This window comes from Curvibacter fontanus (assembly GCF_054780335.1).
The window spans coordinates 30,112-46,840 of sequence record NZ_BAAGWN010000011.1 but is presented as its reverse complement, the minus strand read 5'-3'; the positions used below and the strand labels follow the sequence as shown (position 1 = coordinate 46,840).

Sequence of the window (16,729 nt, the reverse complement as noted above, 5' to 3'; positions counted from 1 at the left end):
GTGCAGCCTTAGAGCCTGTTTACGATCTGGAAGGGGTCGCTTCCAGATCGTAAACAGGCTCTTAGGGACTCCCGTGACCGGCAGGAGCAGAATGGCGGCCGTGAGTACGCAGGAAATTGCCGCCTCGGCGGCGCAGGTGGTCGTGGAAGAGGGGTTGGAGTATGGTCCCGCCAAGCGGCGTGCCCTGCGCCAGCTGGGCCTGCCACCGCGCACCCCCTTGCCGGGCAACGATGAGGTCGAGGACGCGGTGCGCGAGTACATCGCGGTCTTCTGCGCCGATACCCAGCCGGGCGAACTGCTGGCCCTGCGTCGCCTGGCCCTGCTCTGGATGGAGCGGCTGGCGCGGTTCCGGCCGCATCTGAGCGGGGCGGTCTGGCACGGCACGGCCACGCGCCTGTCGGACATCTATCTCCAGCTCTTTTGCGAGGACGAGAAGTCGGCCGAGATCGAATTGATCGATCAGGGGGTGGCCTACGCGCCGCGCACGGTGACTGGCCTGCACCGGGAGCCGGTCGAGGCGCTGAGTTTTCATGCCCCCTGCCGGGAACTGGGTGAGACGGTCGGGGTCCATTTGATGGTCCATGATCTGGACGACCTGCGTGGTGCCCTGTTGCGCGACAGCAAGAACCGGACGCCGCGCGGTGATCTGATGGCCGTACGCCGTCTTTTGGGCGAAGTAGATAAAAATTGAGGTGATTTTTGGAACAAAACAGCAGCAATCTCCCCAGGCGCCGGTACGCCTTGTATGCCATGACCGCGGCGGCGGCGGGGCTGGCCGGCGCAGGGCTGGCCTGGTGGCGTTACACGCCGGCTTCGCCTGATCCGGCCTGGGCGCAGGAGTTCTGGGGCCTGGAATTCGACACGCCCAATGGCACGCGGCTGGCGCTGGCCAGTTTGCGTGGGCGTCCTTTGATGCTCAATTTCTGGGCCACCTGGTGTCCTCCCTGCGTGGAGGAACTGCCCTTATTGAACGCTTTTTTCCGAAAAAACCAGGCCAAAGGTTGGCAAATTGTTGGAATTGCCGTGGACAAGCTGGCGCCGGTTCAGGCTTTCCTGGCCCGTCAAGCGCTGGATTTTCCGGTGGTTCTGGCTGGTATGGAAGGTCTGGCGCTGAGCAAATCCCTGGGCAATCAGGCCGGCGGGCTGCCCTTCACGGTGCTGGTCGGGGCCGACGGAGGCATCCTGAACCGTAAAATCGGCAAGCTTTCCGAGCACGATCTGGCGCTCTGGCGTGAACTGAAATAGCGCCTCCAAGATCGCTTATGATGGCGCCCGGCCATGAGCGGGCACATCGAGTTCGCCGTAGTTGGCTGGAAATTGCTGGCAATTATTCTAAATTGATGGCACATGAAATAACGACGTTGGAGTTCCCATGGATTTGCGAAAACTCAAGACCCTGATCGATCTGGTGTCCGACTCGAACGTGTCGGAGCTGGAAATCACCGAAGCCGAAGGCAAGGTGCGCATCGTCAAAGGCGGTCCGGCCATGGTCCAGGCTTATCAGATGCCGGTTGCGCAGGCCGTTCCCGCACCTGCGGCGGCTCCGGCTGCCCCGGCGGCGGCGGCCCCTGTCCCGGCGGCGCCCAGTGGCCATGCCGTCAAGTCGCCCATGGTGGGTACTTTCTACCGTTCGGCTTCGCCCGGCGCCAAGGCTTTCGTGGAAGTGGGCCAGACCGTCAAGCAGGGCGAGACCGTGTGCATCATCGAAGCCATGAAGATCCTCAACGAGATCGAAACCGACAAGGCCGGCACCGTGACGCAGATCCTGTGCGAGAACGGCCAGGCCGTGGAGTACGGACAGCCCCTGTTCATCATCGAATAAGGCTGCCACCCCATGTTCAAGAAGATTCTGGTCGCGAATCGCGGTGAGATTGCCTTGCGGATCCAGCGCGCCTGCCGCGAGCTGGGCATCAAGGCGGTGATGGTTTATTCCGAGGCCGACCGCGAAGCCAAGTACGTCAAGCTGGCCGAAGAAGCCGTCTGTATCGGCCCGGCGCCCTCCGGCCTAAGCTACCTCAGCATGCCGGCCATCATCTCGGCCGCCGAGGTGACCGATGCCGAGGCCATCCACCCCGGCTACGGCTTCCTGAGCGAGAACGCCGATTTCGCCGAGCGCGTGGAGCAGAGCGGTTTCCAGTTCATCGGCCCGACACCCGAGTCCATCCGCATCATGGGGGACAAGGTCTCGGCCAAGCAGTCCATGATCAAGGCCGGTGTGCCCTGCGTGCCCGGTTCCGAAGGCGAGCTGCCCGATGACCCGACCCAGATCAAACGCATTGCCAAGAGCGTGGGTTACCCGGTCATCATCAAGGCGGCGGGCGGCGGCGGCGGGCGCGGCATGCGCGTGGTGCACACCGAGGCGGCGCTGGTCAATGCGGTGCAGATGACCAAGGCCGAAGCCGGCGCGGCCTTCAACAACCCGGCTGTCTATATGGAGAAGTTCCTGGAGAACCCGCGCCATGTGGAGATCCAGATCCTGGCCGACAAGCACAAGAACGCCGTCTACCTGGGCGAGCGCGACTGCTCCATGCAGCGCCGCCACCAGAAGATCATCGAGGAAGCGCCGGCCCCCGGCATCCCGCGCAAGCTGATCGAGAAGGTGGGCGAGCGCTGTGTCGCGGCCTGCAAGAAGATCGGTTACCGCGGCGCCGGCACCTTCGAGTTTCTCTACCAGGACGGCGAGTTCTACTTCATCGAGATGAACACGCGTGTGCAGGTCGAGCACCCGGTGACCGAGATGATCACGGGCGTGGACATCGTCAAGACGCAGATCATGGTGGCCGCCGGCGAGAGGCTGCCTTTCACCCAGAAGGACATCGTGATCCGCGGCCATGCCATCGAGTGCCGCATCAACGCCGAAGACCCCTACAAGTTCACGCCCTCGCCGGGCCGCATCACCATGTGGCACGCGCCGGGCGGCCCGGGGGTGCGTGTTGACTCGCACGTTTACACCAACTACTTCGTTCCGCCGAACTACGACTCCATGGTCGGCAAGATCATCGTGCACGGTGACACGCGCGAGCAGGCCATGGCCCGCATGAGCACGGCCCTGGCCGAGACCCTGGTCGAGGGCATCAGCACCAATATCCCGCTGCACCGCGAGCTGATGGCGGATGCCAAGTTCATGACCGGTGGCACCAACATCCACTACCTCGAGGAGTGGATGCGGCATCACAAGAGATGACCCCCTGAGGCGCGATGCGCCTTCCCCCCGCTCATCCTTCGGTGGCGGGGAGACGCTCCCAGTGGCCCGGCGAAGCCGGTTCCACGGGAGCCTGCGAATTTAAACCCTGCGCTCTCGCCCTATGCACGAACTTCGTTTGCTTTGCCCCCAGGACCGCGTCGAGGTCCTGGGCGAGGCGCTCGACGCACTGGATGCGCTGAGCGTCAGTGTCGAGGACGCCGACGCCCAGACCGAGGCCGAGCAGGCGCTTTTTGGCGAACCCGGCATGCCGCCGCCGGCCGATGGCTGGCAGCGTTCGCGGGTGCTGGCGCTTTTTCCCACGCGCGTAGCGGCCGACGAGGCCGCCGCGCTGTTGCAGGCCCAGGATTTCTTCGCGGATTGCCTTGTGCTGGGTGCGGCCGAGGTGCCCGAGCAGGACTGGGTGCGGCTGACGCAATCGCAGTTCGCCCCGGTCGACATCACGCCCGAGTTCTGGATCGTGCCGACCTGGCACGAGCCGCCGGCGCAGGCGAAGACCATCATCCGGCTCGATCCCGGCCTGGCTTTCGGCACCGGGACCCACCCGACGACCCGCATGTGTCTGCGCTGGATCGCGCGCCATGGCGTCCAGGGCCTGGGCCGCGTGCTGGACTATGGCTGCGGCTCGGGCATCCTGGCCATCGGCGCGGCCAAGTTCGGCGCCCGTGACATCGATGCCGTGGACATCGACGAGGCGGCCGTGGCTTCCACGCGCCTCAATGCCGAAGCCAATGGCGTGACGCTCAACGCCGGCCTGCCCGAGCTGGCCCAGGGCCGGTACCGGACCGTGCTGGCCAACATCCTGGCCACGCCGCTCAAGGTGCTGGCGCCGCTGCTGTGCTCGCGTGTGGCGCCCGGTGGCGCCCTGGTGCTGGCTGGCATTCTGGAACGCCAGGCTCGGGAACTTCAAGAGGCCTATGCGCCCTATGCGGCTCTCCAGGTGGCCGATGCCGAAGACGGCTGGATTCTGATGACCGCGGCCCCTGCGAGACCGTGAACAGGCTCTAAGATTCCGGGTTCCGGGCTCTACAATCGATCACCCATGAGCCTGATCACACGCTGCCCTGCCTGCCGGACGATGTTCAAGGTCGTTCCGGACCAGTTGCGGATCTCCGAGGGCTGGGTGCGCTGCGGCAAGTGTGAGGAGATCTTCGACGCTTCGGCGCACATGCAGGAGGCGGTCGTGCCGGTGGCGGGGGCTGCAGACGCACCTGACCAGGAGATGGCCCCTTTCGAAGGCGCCTTGGCTGCTGCCATGGCGTCCGAAACCCGCAAGGCCGACAAGAGGACCGGAAAAAACCTGTGGCCGAAGCCCCGGCCCAGCCTGTGGTTCACGATGTGGACCTGGACCTGGAACTGCACGAGCCACAGGGTGACACGGTGCTGGAGCCGGTCTCCGGTCCCGGTCTGCTGCCCGACGGATCGGCCTATGGCGTGACCGGCCGCGCCGAGCCCGTGTTCGCTGCCGAAACAGAGCCCGTGCCGCGCGCCTCGGCCACCGCCGAACTTTCCTTCATGCGCGGTGCGCCCCGGCCTTCGCGCTGGCACCGGCCGCTGGTGCGTGCCACCCTGCTGGTGATCTGTCTGCTGCTGGTCCTGGGCTTGGCGCTGCAGCTGCTGGTGCAGGAGCGCAATCAGCTGGTCGTCCGCGAACCCGGTCTCAGGCCGTTGATCGAGGAAGTTTGCCTTTTGCTGGACTGCCAGATCGAGCCGCTGCGAGAGATCGAGTCGGTGGTGATCGACAGCTCGGCCTTCAGCAAGATCAAGGGTGACCTGTACCGCCTCAGCCTGACCCTCAAGAACAACGCCCCCGTCGATCTGGCCATGCCGGCCATCGAGCTGGCTTTGACCGATACCCTGGACCACGCGCTCATGCGGCGCGTCTTCCAGCCCGAGGAGCTGGGCGTCAAGTCGGGTGTGATCCCGGCCGCCGCCGAGACCCAGGCCACCCTGGTATTGACCATCAAGACCAATGGCAGCGGCGAGCGCGTCGCCGGTTACCGGCTGCTTGCTTTTTATCCCTGAATCTTCAAGAGAAATCCATGGCAACTCTCATCTGCGGCTCCCTGGCCTTCGACACCATCATGAACTTCGAGGGCCGCTTCGCCGAGCAGATCCTGCCCGACCAGCTGCACATCCTCAATGTGTCCTTCCTGGTGCCCACGCTGCGCCGTGACTTCGGCGGTTGCGCCGGCAACATCGCCTATGCGCTCAAGGCCCTGGGCGGTGCACCCCTGCCCATGGCCACCGTTGGCAATGACGGAGCCGGCTACGTGCAGCGCCTGCGCGAGCTTGGCATCGACACGCGGCATGTGCGTGAGATCGGCGAGACCTACACGGCGCAGGCGCTGATCATGACGGACCGCGACAACAACCAGATCACGGCCTTCCACCCGGGCGCCATGATGCAGGCGCATGTGACCCGCATCGAGCGCCAGCCGGACGTGAAGCTGGGCATCATCTCGCCCGACGGGCGCGACGCCATGCTGCAGCACGCCGAGCAGTTCAAGGCGGCGGACATTCCCTTCGTTTTCGACCCGGGCCAGGGCCTGCCCATGTTCGACGGCAGGGACCTCGCGCACTTCGTCGAACTCGCCAGCTGGGTCACGGTGAACGACTACGAGGGCAAGATGCTCTGCGAGCGCACCGGCTGGAGTCCGGCCGATATCTCGCGCAAGGTGCGTGGCCTGGTCATCACCCTGGGTCATGAGGGCAGCGAGGTCTGGGTGGACGGTCACAAGACCCTGGTGCCGCCGGTCCGGGCCGCCGCCGTGGTCGACCCCACGGGTTGCGGCGACGCCTACCGCGGTGGCCTGCTCTACGGCCTGGAACGCGGCTGGTCGCTGGGCAAGTCGGCCGAGCTGGGTAACCGCATGGGCTCGCACAAGATCGCGCACCGCGGCCCGCAGAACTACACCGTTTCGCCGCAGGCCTTCGGCGCCTGAGGGTTCAGGCCTCGGGTGGGGGCGTCAGCGCTTGCCAGCGGGCCAGTGCTGCATGGCTGGCGGCCACGCGCAGCTGCTTGCGACGGGCGCTCGCGCCGCGCATAAGTTCCACCGCTGATTTCGGAATATCCAGCGTTTCGGCCAGCCAGGCCTGCAGGGCCAGATTGGCCTTGCCGTCCACGGGGGGCGCATGCAGACGCACACGCAGGGCGCCGTCGTGCAAGCCCTGGATCTGGGTGCGGGCTGCATTGGGCATGACATGCATCTCCACGGTCACCGCACCATCCTTCTGTACATGCAGATAGGGCTGATCAGGCGGAAGAAGGCCGGACATGGTGTGGACGCAGGCTGCCAAAGAAAAAGCCCGCTGCCTTTGCAGGCAACGGGCTTGAGGCCTCGGCAGTCTTAAGGACGGCTGGCCGTGGGGAAGGGCCATGCGGCCTGCGGGTTCAGAGTGGTCTGAGCCGCAGGAGCCGCGGGGGCCGGGGCAGCAGCAGGCTTCGCAGCGGCCTTTTTCTTCGCAGGCTTTTTCGCAGCCTTCTTGGCAGCAGGCTTTTTCGCAGCCGGCTTCTTGGCAGCCTTCTTGGCTACCTTCTTTTTCGCAGCCTTTTTGGCGGCGGGCTTCTTGGCAGCAGCCTTCTTGGCTGCCGGCTTCTTAGCCGCGGCCTTCTTGGCCGGAGCCTTCTTCGCTGCAGCTTTACGGGCCGGAGCCTTCTTTGCTGCTACCTTCTTCTTCGCGGGGGCCTTTTTAGCCGCTTTTTTTGCAGTTGCCATTACTAATTCTCCTTGATCAAGTTACAAAGAGCACTTCACGCGTGTTGGATGCATGAAGCGATTCATGAGGCTGGGGCGGACCCCAACGCCATGAACGGGGTGACACAGGCTGGCGCCGCTCTCTGTGGAGCGGTAGACAGCCGGTGTGATTCTGGAAGCCATAGATTGATTTTTTCAGTCCCAGGAGAGCGCGCCGCCGGACTGGTACTCGATGACACGGGTCTCGAAGAAGTTGCGTTCCTTCTTCAGGTCGATCATCTCGCTCATCCAGGGGAAGGGATTCTCTTCATTGGGGAACAGCGCCTCCAGGCCGATCTGGGTGGCGCGCCGGTTGGCGATGTAGCGCAGGTAGCCCTTGAACATGGAGGCGTTCATGCCCAGCACGCCGCGCGGCATGGTGTCCTCGGCGTAGCGATACTCCAGCTCGACGGCTTTTTCGAACAGGGCCTTGATCTCGGCCTTGAATTCAGGCGTCCACAGCTGCGGATTCTCGAGCTTGATCGTGTTGATCAGGTCGATGCCGAAGTTGCAGTGCATGGACTCGTCGCGCAGGATGTACTGGTACTGCTCGGCTGCGCCCGTCATCTTGTTCTGGCGGCCCAGGGCCAGGATCTGCGTGAAGCCCACGTAGAAGAACAGGCCTTCCATCAGGCAGGCAAAGACGATCAGGCTCTTGAGCAGGGTCTGGTCGGTCTCCGGGGTGCCGGTGTGAAAGTTGGGGTCCATGATCGCGTTGATGAACGGGAGCAGGAACTCGTCCTTGTCGCGGATGGACTGGACTTCCAGGTAAGCGTTGAAGATCTCGGCTTCGTCCAGGCCCAGCGATTCCACGATGTACTGGTAGGCGTGGGTGTGGATGGCCTCCTCGAAGGCCTGGCGCAGCAGGAACTGGCGGCACTCGGGCGCCGTGATGTGGCGGTAGGTGCCCAGCACGATGTTGTTGGCGGCCAGCGAGTCGGCGGTCACGAAGAAGCCGAGGTTGCGCTTGACGATGCGGCGCTCATCTTCGGTCAGACCGTTCGGGTCTTTCCAGAGGGCGATGTCGCGGTTCATGTTCACTTCCTGCGGCATCCAGTGGTTGGCGCAGGTGGCCAGGTATTTTTCCCAGGCCCACTTGTACTTGAAGGGCACCAGCTGGTTGACGTCGGTCTGGCCGTTGATGATGCGCTTGTCGGCGGCCTTGATGCGGTGCGCGGTGGCGGCCGCAACGCTGGCGGCGGGAGCAGCGGTGACAGGCGCCGCACTGTGCTGCGCCGTGCGCAGCTGGGGTGTATGCAAGGGAAGCTCAGTCGGGCGGCTGCTCGTGGCAGCGCCGGCATAAGACATTGACGATGTGGGCTTGACTTCTTCGTCCCAGGACAACATAAGAGGTTCCAATCAGCGGATTATGAGAGCGACGACGTGAAATGGAAAGTATTCATTCACATCGCTGCCCAATTTTGTTGCTCAATAACATCGCATGCATGAGGCCATGCGACAGTGCGGCGCGATCATTGGCAGGCTTCGCAACCCGGGTCGTCGATCGCGCAGAACTTGATATCGGTTGCTGCCGTGGCCATCTGTGCCTGCGCTGCAGCCGCTGCTGCTTCGAGGGCGCTCATGCCGCCGCTCGCGGCGGCGCCGGAGGAGACCGCGTTGAGCCGGCCGGCCGTCACGGTGGACTTCTCGGCGTGCGTGGCCGACATCGTGCGCAGGTAGTAGGTGGTCTTGAGACCGCGCAACCAGGCCAGCTTGTAGGTGTCGTCCAGCTTCTTGCCGGAAGCGCCGGCCATGTAGATGTTGAGCGACTGAGCCTGGTCGATCCACTTCTGGCGGCGCGCCGCGGCTTCCACCAGCCAGAGCGTCTCGACTTCGAAGGCCGTGGCGTACAGGGCCTTGATGTCCTGCGGCACGCGGTCGATGGGGGCCAGCGAGCCGTCGAAGTGCTTGAGGTCCATGACCATCACGTCGTCCCACAGGCCCAGGCGCTTGAGGTCGCGCACCAGGTAGCTGTTGATCACGGTGAACTCGCCCGACAGGTTGGACTTGACCGAGAGATTGCCGAAGCAGGGCTCGATCGAGGCGTCCACGCCGATGATGTTGGAGATGGTCGCGGTCGGGGCGATGGCCACGCAGTTGGAGTTGCGCATGCCGTCACGGGCGATCTTGCGGCGCAGGGCATCCCAGTCCAGGGTGGCCGAGCGGTCCACTTCCACATAACCGCCGCGGGCCTTGGCCAACAGGTCCAGCGTGTCCAGCGGCAGGATGCCCTGGTCCCAGAGCGAACCCTTGTAGCTGGAGTACTGGCCGCGCTCGCGCGCCAGTTCGGTCGAAGCCCAGTAGGCGTGGTAGCAGACGGCTTCCATGGACTGGTCGGCGAATTCCACGGCGGCCTGGCTGGCGTAGGGGATGCGCAGCTCGTACAGCGCATCCTGGAAGCCCATGATGCCCAGGCCCACCGGACGGTGGCGCAGGTTGGAGTCACGCGCCTTCTTGACGGCGTAGTAATTGATGTCGATCACGTTGTCCAGCATGCGCATGGCGGTGGACACGGTCTTCTTCAGCTTCTCCTGGTCGATGGCGCCGTTCTTCAGGTGCTGACGCAGGTTGACCGAGCCCAGGTTGCAGACGGCGGTTTCGGTGTCGCTGGTGTTGAGCGTGATCTCGGTGCACAGGTTGGAGGAGTGCACCACGCCGGCGTGCTGCTGCGGCGAGCGCACATTGCAGGCATCCTTGAAGGTGATCCAGGGGTGGCCGGTCTCGAACAGCATGGAGAGCATCTTGCGCCACAGGTCGGTGGCCGGCACCGTCTTGCTGGGCTTGATCTCGCCGCGCTTGGCCTTGGCTTCATAGACGACGTAGGCCTGCTCGAAGGCGGTGCCGAAGAGGTCGTGCAGGTCGGGCACATCGGAGGGCGAGAACAGGGTCCACTCGCCTTTTTCCATGACACGGCGCATGAAGAGGTCGGGGATCCAGTTGGCCGTGTTCATGTCGTGCGTGCGGCGGCGGTCGTCGCCGGTGTTCTTGCGCAGTTCCAGGAACTCCTCGATGTCCAGGTGCCAGGTTTCCAGGTAGGTGCAGACCGCGCCCTTGCGCTTGCCGCCCTGGTTCACGGCCACGGCCGTGTCGTTGACCACCTTGAGGAAGGGCACGACGCCTTGCGACTCGCCGTTGGTGCCCTTGATATGGCTGCCCAGGGCGCGCACGCGGGTCCAGTCGTTGCCCAGGCCGCCGGCGAACTTGGACAGCAGGGCGTTTTCCTTGATGGACTCGTAGATGCCGTCCAGGTCGTCAGGCACCGTGGTCAGGTAGCAGCTGGAGAGCTGCGAGCGCAGGGTGCCGGCGTTGAACAGCGTGGGCGTGGACGACATGAAGTCGAAGGAGGACAGCACCTCGTAGAACTCGATGGCGCGTGCCTCGCGGTCGATCTCGCCCAGCGACAGGCCCATGGCCACGCGCATGAAGAAGGCCTGCGGCAGTTCGATGCGGCTCTTGCGCACGTGCAGGAAGTAGCGGTCGTACAGGGTCTGCAGGCCCAGGTAGTCGAACTGCAGGTCGCGCTCGGCCTTGAGCGCGGCGCCCAGGCGTTTGAGGTCGAACTGCAGCATGTCCGGGTTGAGCAGCTCGTTGTCCACGCCCTTCTTGATGAATTCAGGGAAATAGTCGGCATAGGCCTGGCCCATGCCGGCTTGCGGCACGTCGCGGCCCAGCACCTCGCGGGCGATGGTGTGGAACAGCAGGCGCGCGGTGGCGTAGGTGTAGTCCGGGTCTTTTTCGATCAGGGTGCGGGCGGCCAGGATGGCGGCCTTGTAGACCTCGTCGATCGGCACGCCGTCGTAGAGGTTGCGCATGGTCTCGGCGACGATGGGATCGGGCTTGATGTCTTGCCCTAAGCCGGCGCAGGCATTTTCGATCAGCTGCTGCAGGCGGCCCAGGTCCAGCGCCACGCGCTGGTCGCCATCGATCACGTGCAGCAGGGGGGCTTTGGGCGCCGCCTGGGCGGATTGCTGGGCGCGCTCCTGCGTGCGGCGCTCGCGGTAGAGCACGTAGGCGCGGGCGATCTCGTGGTGGCCGCCGCGCATCAGGCCCAGTTTGACCTGGTCCTGCACGTCTTCGATATGGAAGGTGCCGCCGCCCGGGCGCGAACGCATCAGCGCGCGCACCACGTTCTGCGTCAGGGCGTCCACCACCTCGCGCACACTGGCGGAGGCGGCGCCCTGGGTGCCGTGCACCGCCAGGAAGGCCTTCATCATGGCCACGGCGATCTTGCTGGGCTCGAAGGGCACGACGGCGCCGTTGCGGCGGATGATCTGGTAGTTGTTGAGGGGCGTGGCGGCCGTGTTTTCCTGGGTTTGCATGGTCAGGACACCGGTGTGCAGGGCGGGGGTGGCGGGGTTCAAGGCTGTTTGCATTATTTCCTCGTCGTCAGCAAATCTGTTGTTGGTTCTCGGGGTCCGTATTCTGGCTCGCGATGCGTTCTGTTGAAGAAAAGCACTGCCAGCAAAAAGCACTATATATGGTGTGTTTGGTGAATACAAGCCACTACCGGTAGTGTAGCGTTGGGCATACAGTACATGGCGTATCTGGCGCAAAAAAAGTGCTGTATCTGCTTGCGGAAACAGTGAGCGCAAGGTCCAGTGCTGGCGCGGCGCAGCGCTTGAAATCGCGCAATCTTCTGGCCGAAGGCCAGCAGGCATGCGGCACGGCAGCAGATTTTCCGTGCCAGACCGCATGCAGTCTGCGCTGCGGCTTTTCGGAGTGATGTGAAGCGCGGTCGGTGTGCCGCCGCCGGGTGGTCCGGCTCAGGCGGGCTCTTCGGGAAAATACCGAGATGGCCAGCCCAGGGTCCGCCGCAGCACCGGCCACTGGAAACCCGGGCCGGGGTCGGCCTTGCGTCCGGGCGCCACATGCTCGTGCCCGGCAATGTGCTGCACCGGGTAGCGCTGACCCAGGGCTGCGCACAGGCTGCCCAGGGTTTCGTACTGCCCGGCTTCGAACGTCTCGCCTTCCAGGCCTTCGAGCTCGATGCCGATGGAGTCATCGTTGCAGTTGTCGCGCCCGCGGTAGCTCGAGACGCCGGCATGCCAGGCGCGCTCCTCGCAGCTCACGAACTGCCAGAGATCGCCGTTGCGGCGGATGTAGAAATGCGAGGAGACCTGCATGCCCTCGATGTTCTTGAAGTAGGGGTGGGCGTTCCAGTCCAGCGTGTTGGTGAACAGGTGCTGCACCTCGTCGCCGCCGTACTGGCCCGGTGGCAGGCTGATGGAGTGGATGATCAGCAGGTCCACGGTGGCATCTGCCGGACGCGGCCCGAAGTTGGGCGAGTCCAGCCGGCGCGCGTAGCGGTACCAGCCGCCGTCCCACAGGCTGTCGCGCACCGGGGTGGGGGGGGGCGTGCTCAAGGGCTAAGCTCCATGCTGCGCATTGCGGGGTGAGCGCCTGCTGGCGGCCGTGCGGGTGCTCATGGGAGACCTCCGCCCTGACGGGCTGCGGTGCGAGCCCCTTCGGGCGGCCGTGCGGTGCTCATGCGCCGGACTCGTTGCCCTGTGGCGTGTCGATGTTCAGGCGGGCGATCCGGTAGCGGATCTGGCGCAGGCTCAGGCCCAGCTTGGCTGCGGCGGCCGTGCGGTTGAAGCCGGTTTCCTGCAGCGCCTTGATGAGGATGTCGCGCTCCTGGCGGTCCAGGTGGCCTTGCAGGTCGGCCGGCAGTTCCGGGTTCTCCGGCGGGCCGGGGGCCAGGCCGGGTGGCGGCACCCCGGGCACGGTGGGCGCCAGGTCCGAGGCCGTCGGATCCAGGATGGCGGGCGTGGTGTCGATGTTGTCGAAACTCAGTTCGCCGCCCTCGTTCAGCGCCATGGCGCGGTGCAGCAGGTTTTCCAGCTCACGCACATTGCCGGTCAGCGGGTGCTTGGCCAGCTGGGCCAGGGCTTCGGGCGGCAGGCGCGACATCCGCAGACCGGACTCCTGGCTGATGCGGGCCAGCAGGGTTTCGCAAAGGGCGGGCAAGTCCTCGCGGCGTTCACGCAGCGGGGGGATGTCGATTTCGATCACGTTGAGCCGGTAGTACAGATCCTGCCGGAAGCGGCCTTCCTGTACTTCGCGTGCCAGGTTCTTGTGGGTGGCGCTGACGATGCGCACGTCCACGGTCTCCTCCTGCGTGCCGCCTACGGGGCGCACGCAGCGCTCCTGGATGGCACGCAGCAGCTTGGATTGCATGGACAGGGGCAGGTCACCGATTTCGTCGAGGAACAGGGTGCCGCCGCCGGCCGCCTGGAAGTAGCCGTTGCGGTCCTGGTTGGCGCCGGTGTAGGCGCCCTTGCGCACGCCGAAGAACTCGGTCTCCAGAAGGCTCTCCGGGATGGCGCTGCAATTGACGGCCACCAGCGGGCCGGTGCCACGGTGGCTCCAGGCGTGCAGGGCCTGGGCTGTCAGCTCCTTGCCGGTGCCGGACTCGCCGCAGACCAGCACGGGGGCCATGCTGCGCGCCACCTTGACGATGCGCTCGCGCACCCGGCGTATGGCCGGTGAACTGCCTACCAGGCGTTTGAGGGCTGCGTCGGCTGCAGAAGCTGGTGCGGGGACCGCTGCACGCGCGGTGCTGACGGGGGCGGGCGCACTGGTCGCACGGGGGCTGAGGGCATCCTGTACGGCCGAGGCGATGACGGTGCGGAACTGCTTCAGATCGACCGGTTTGGTCAGGTAGTCGAAGGCGCCGGCCTTGAGCGACTCCACGGCGTTCTCCGCCGAGCCGTAGGCCGTGATGACCACGCTGCGCTCATTGCGCTGCTGGGCGCGCAGGCGCTGGATCAGCTCCAGCCCCGAGCCGTCGGGCAGGCGCATGTCGGTGATCAGCACCTCGTAGCGGCGTTCCTGCAGGTGGTTCCAGGCGTCGGCGACGGTCTCGGCCACGTCGACGCGGTAGCCTTCGCGCAAGAGCGTCAACTCGTAGAGTGTGCGCAGGTCGGGTTCATCATCGACGACCAGGATGTGGGGGGTGGCGGCTGGCGTGGTCATGGTGCGGCGCGGGTGCGGGCGGCGGGTGATGCCGCAGCGGCCGCCAGGCGCAGGGTGATGAAGAATTCGTTGCCATCCATCAGGGTGTCGCGTGCGATGCGGCGGGCACGGTGGTAGCCGATGGCGGCGCCGTGCCCTTCGCACAATTCCCGGCAAATATACAGGCCCAGACCGCTGGAACGGCTTTCGGAGGAAAAGAAGGGCTCGAACAGGTGCTGTTCGACCGAGGGCTCCATGGGCGGGCCGTCGCTCCAGACCGCCAGCAGGGCCTGCCCGCTGGTGTCGGCGCGGGCATGCACCTGGATCGCATGGGGCAGCTGGCGGGCGTAACGGCGCGCATTGTCCAGCAGGTTGACCAGCACGCGGCGCAGGTGCTCGGGTTCGAAGTGCACCGGCAGCGGATGGGGGGCCAGATGCAGGGACAGCAAGGTGCTGCTGCCGGTCTGCTGGGCCCAGTCCTGGCCGATGCGCTGCACGGAGGGCGTCAGTTCCAGAACACGCGACTCGAAGTTGGCCGCCTGCTTGCCGGCGCGGGAGATGTTGAGCACGTCGTCGACGATGCGGTCCAGGCGCTGAGCGTTCTGCCGCACCATCTGGGTCAGACGCAGATGCCGCGGATCCTGGATGTCCTCTTCCAGCAGGGCATTGGCCTGGGTGATGGCGGCCAGCGGGTTGCGGATCTCGTGCGCCACAGCGGCCGACATGCGACCCATGCTGGCCAGTTTCTCGGTGCGCATGCGCGCTTCCATTTCGCGCAGGTCCTGCAGGAACATGACACACAGGATCTCGGTCTCGCCCCAGTGGGCGGTGGTCATGCGGGTGCGCACGCGTAGGCGCCGGTTGCCCTGGCCGACATGTTCGATGCCGATGTCGGCATGGCGGAAGTCCCCCCGGCCGGTGAAGACCTGGAAGGCCAGCTCGGCCAACGATTGCCAGCCCGGTTCGCCTGCCAGATTGAAAGGGGTGTGCTTGAGCGGCCGTTCGTCGGCCTGCAGCATCTGACGCGCCGCCGGATTGGCCGCATGCACGGTGCCGCGCACGTCCACCACCAGGATGCCATCGGTCAGGGCTTCGATCACCAGGTCGTTGACCTGCTGCTGGATGCGCATGGCATGCTGGCTGCGCCGTGCGCGCTGCTGCTCGCTGGCCAGGCGGGCCGAGAGCTGGTGCGCCAGGAAGGCGATGACAAAGCTGCCCGCGCCGGTGAGCGCCGCCTGGATGAAGAACGGGGTGGCCTCCCCCGGGCCGTGCAGTGATTGCCAGGCGCTGTGCAGCAGCAGCAGCAGGGTGATGCCGGCGGCCGTGCCCATGGACAGGGTCAGCGAGCCCAGCACGGCGGCCTGCAGCACCGGCAGCGCGTACAGCGGGGTGTAGTTGATGCTGCTGCCGTGCAGCAGTTGCAGGGCCGTGAAGACCAGCACGTCGATGCCGATGCTGGAGAGCCAGGACTGGTCGAAGGTCTGGCCCAGTGGGCGTGGGCGCGGCGCCACGCGCACCATGAGCGTGGCCGTGAAATAGACGCCGCTGAGCAGCACCAGCCAGATGTTGGCGGCCTGGCCCAGGGCATACAGGGTGGTTTGCAGCAGCAGCAGCACCAGGCCGAGCGTGACGCGCGCCGTCATGAAGCCCAGCCACAGGCGCCTGAACTCCTGCTGTTCTTCGGGGGCCTCCAGCCGTTCGTCCAGCAGGGAGGGGCCGAACCAGGAATGCACGTTGTCCCGCGGATCCATTCAAGGCTCCGCGTTCTGCCGGTGCTCGCTGCTGCAGTACAGGCCGATGCGGCCCACGATGGCCTCACCGTGCGGCAGGTGTACGCCGCAGTGGGCGCAGCGCACCATTTCCTGGGGGCCGGGTGGCGGGGGCGCCGCGGCCCGGTCGGAGCGGCTGTCGCTGCGGCGGCCCGAGCGCCACAGCCAGACGGCCAGCAGCAGGATGGCGAGGAAAAGCAGGAACTTCATGCGGTGCTGCGTCCCAGGATGATTTCGAGCACGAAACGCGAGCCCACATAAGCCAGCAGCAGCAGGCTCGCCCCGGTGAAGAGCAGGCGCGCGGCGCGCCAGCCGCGCCAGCCAAAACGCGCGCGGCCGATCAGCAGCACGGCAAAGACCGCCCAGGACAGCACGGAAAACACGGTCTTGTGACTCCATTTCCAGGCCGAGCCGTACAACTGCTCATCGAACAGCAGACCGGCCAGCAGCGTGGCCGACAGCAGCACAAAACCGGCGCCGACGAAACGGAAGGTCAGGCGCTCCAGTGTCAGCAGGGGCAGGCCGCTGCGGGGGTCGGCTGCATGGCGGATGCGCTCCTCCGCGCGCAGCATGAGCAGGGCGTGCATCACGGCCACCGCGAACAGGCCGTAGGAGGCGATGCCCAACGCCCAGTGCAAGGGCAGCCAGGCCGAGGCCTGGGCTTGCAGGGTCTGGCCGGGGAAAAACAGCGCCAGCATCACGGCGCCGGCCCCCAGGAGCGAGAGCGCCCAGCGGGTCTGCAGCTGGGGATAGAACTGGCTTTCGATGGCATAAACCGCAGCCACCAGCCAGACGGTGACGGAAAGCGCCGGTGCGAAACCGAAGCGCGGGCTGTCCCCCAACAGGCCCCAGGCCAATAACAGGCCGTGCAGCAGCCAGGCCAGAAGCACCACGCGGCGTGCGGCGACGGCTGACAGTCGGCCGGCGGCCGGGACGGCGTAGGCTGCGGCAGCCAGCACGGCCAGGGCCAGGGCCATGCCGGTGGGGGAGGCACTGGGTAAAATCATGGATACAGTTTAGCCCCTTGCCAATCGCCGGTTGGCCTTCCAGGCTCCCCCGTCTACCGG

Annotated in this window: 16 protein-coding genes and 1 pseudogene; 8 read left to right on the top strand and 9 right to left on the bottom strand. The window is 65.7% G+C overall.

Annotated elements, in window-relative coordinates; all coding sequences use genetic code 11:
• Positions 1-91: 91 nt before the first annotated feature.
• The 8 genes and pseudogenes from ACYVH8_RS06345 (at position 92) to ACYVH8_RS06310 (ending at position 6,147) form a co-directional block, all read left to right on the top strand.
• The gene (locus ACYVH8_RS06345; protein WP_460488035.1) at positions 92-691 is read left to right on the top strand and encodes a hypothetical protein; all 600 of its coding nucleotides are present in this window, start codon (positions 92-94) and stop codon (positions 689-691) included.
• 8 nt (positions 692-699) lie between these two features.
• The gene (locus ACYVH8_RS06340; RefSeq protein WP_460488034.1) at positions 700-1,245 is read left to right on the top strand and encodes a TlpA disulfide reductase family protein; all 546 of its coding nucleotides are present in this window, start codon (positions 700-702) and stop codon (positions 1,243-1,245) included.
• Positions 1,246-1,372: 127 nt separating this feature from the next.
• The gene (gene accB / locus ACYVH8_RS06335) at positions 1,373-1,822 is read left to right on the top strand and encodes an acetyl-CoA carboxylase biotin carboxyl carrier protein (protein WP_460488033.1); all 450 of its coding nucleotides are present in this window, start codon (positions 1,373-1,375) and stop codon (positions 1,820-1,822) included.
• A gap of 12 nt (positions 1,823-1,834) precedes the next feature.
• Positions 1,835-3,184 carry an acetyl-CoA carboxylase biotin carboxylase subunit gene (gene accC / locus ACYVH8_RS06330; protein WP_460488032.1) on the top strand — a complete coding sequence of 450 codons (1,350 nt, stop codon included), beginning with the start codon at positions 1,835-1,837 and terminating at the stop codon, positions 3,182-3,184.
• Between the two features lie 121 nt (positions 3,185-3,305).
• The gene (prmA, locus tag ACYVH8_RS06325) at positions 3,306-4,199 is read left to right on the top strand and encodes a 50S ribosomal protein L11 methyltransferase (RefSeq protein ID WP_460488031.1); all 894 of its coding nucleotides are present in this window, start codon (positions 3,306-3,308) and stop codon (positions 4,197-4,199) included.
• A 45-nt stretch (positions 4,200-4,244) separates the two neighbouring features.
• Positions 4,245-4,370: pseudogene (locus ACYVH8_RS06320) on the top strand (zinc-ribbon domain-containing protein); the annotation flags it as partial.
• Positions 4,371-4,504: 134 nt separating this feature from the next.
• Positions 4,505-5,227, top strand: coding sequence for a DUF3426 domain-containing protein (locus ACYVH8_RS06315; protein WP_460488030.1), 723 nt, complete (start codon positions 4,505-4,507; stop codon positions 5,225-5,227).
• Positions 5,228-5,244: 17 nt separating this feature from the next.
• On the top strand, positions 5,245-6,147 hold the full coding sequence (locus ACYVH8_RS06310) for a carbohydrate kinase family protein (protein ID WP_460488029.1): 903 nt from the start codon (positions 5,245-5,247) through the stop codon (positions 6,145-6,147).
• 4 nt (positions 6,148-6,151) lie between these two features.
• On the opposite strand, the gene ACYVH8_RS06305 is transcribed toward ACYVH8_RS06310, so the two are convergent.
• The 9 genes from ACYVH8_RS06305 to ACYVH8_RS06265 all read right to left on the bottom strand — a co-directional run bounded on the left by ACYVH8_RS06305 (position 6,152) and on the right by ACYVH8_RS06265 (position 16,669).
• The gene (locus ACYVH8_RS06305) at positions 6,152-6,481 is read right to left on the bottom strand and encodes a DUF167 domain-containing protein (protein ID WP_460488028.1); all 330 of its coding nucleotides are present in this window, start codon (positions 6,479-6,481) and stop codon (positions 6,152-6,154) included.
• A 71-nt stretch (positions 6,482-6,552) separates the two neighbouring features.
• Positions 6,553-6,921 (bottom strand): histone H1-like DNA-binding protein, encoded by a 369-nt coding sequence (locus ACYVH8_RS06300; RefSeq protein WP_460488027.1) that lies wholly within the window; start codon positions 6,919-6,921, stop codon positions 6,553-6,555.
• A 174-nt stretch (positions 6,922-7,095) separates the two neighbouring features.
• On the bottom strand, positions 7,096-8,286 hold the full coding sequence (locus ACYVH8_RS06295; protein WP_460488026.1) for a ribonucleotide-diphosphate reductase subunit beta: 1,191 nt from the start codon (positions 8,284-8,286) through the stop codon (positions 7,096-7,098).
• A gap of 125 nt (positions 8,287-8,411) precedes the next feature.
• A complete protein-coding gene (locus ACYVH8_RS06290; RefSeq protein WP_460488025.1) occupies positions 8,412-11,312 on the bottom strand; it encodes a ribonucleoside-diphosphate reductase subunit alpha in 2,901 nt (966 codons plus the stop codon).
• A 390-nt stretch (positions 11,313-11,702) separates the two neighbouring features.
• On the bottom strand, positions 11,703-12,302 hold the full coding sequence (gene ampD / locus ACYVH8_RS06285; protein ID WP_460488024.1) for a 1,6-anhydro-N-acetylmuramyl-L-alanine amidase AmpD: 600 nt from the start codon (positions 12,300-12,302) through the stop codon (positions 11,703-11,705).
• 121 nt (positions 12,303-12,423) lie between these two features.
• Positions 12,424-13,914, bottom strand: a complete 1,491-nt coding sequence (locus ACYVH8_RS06280; protein ID WP_460488023.1) for a sigma-54-dependent transcriptional regulator — start codon at positions 13,912-13,914, stop codon at positions 12,424-12,426.
• Entirely contained in the window at positions 13,911-15,644 is a 1,734-nt protein-coding gene (locus ACYVH8_RS06275) for a two-component system sensor histidine kinase NtrB (RefSeq protein WP_460488022.1), read from the bottom strand. Before ACYVH8_RS06275 ends, ACYVH8_RS06280 begins: the two co-directional genes overlap by 4 nt.
• A complete protein-coding gene (locus ACYVH8_RS06270; RefSeq protein ID WP_460488021.1) occupies positions 15,645-15,872 on the bottom strand; it encodes a PP0621 family protein in 228 nt (75 codons plus the stop codon).
• Entirely contained in the window at positions 15,869-16,669 is an 801-nt protein-coding gene (locus ACYVH8_RS06265) for a cytochrome C assembly family protein (RefSeq protein WP_460488020.1), read from the bottom strand. Before ACYVH8_RS06265 ends, ACYVH8_RS06270 begins: the two co-directional genes overlap by 4 nt.
• Positions 16,670-16,729 lie beyond the last annotated feature (60 nt).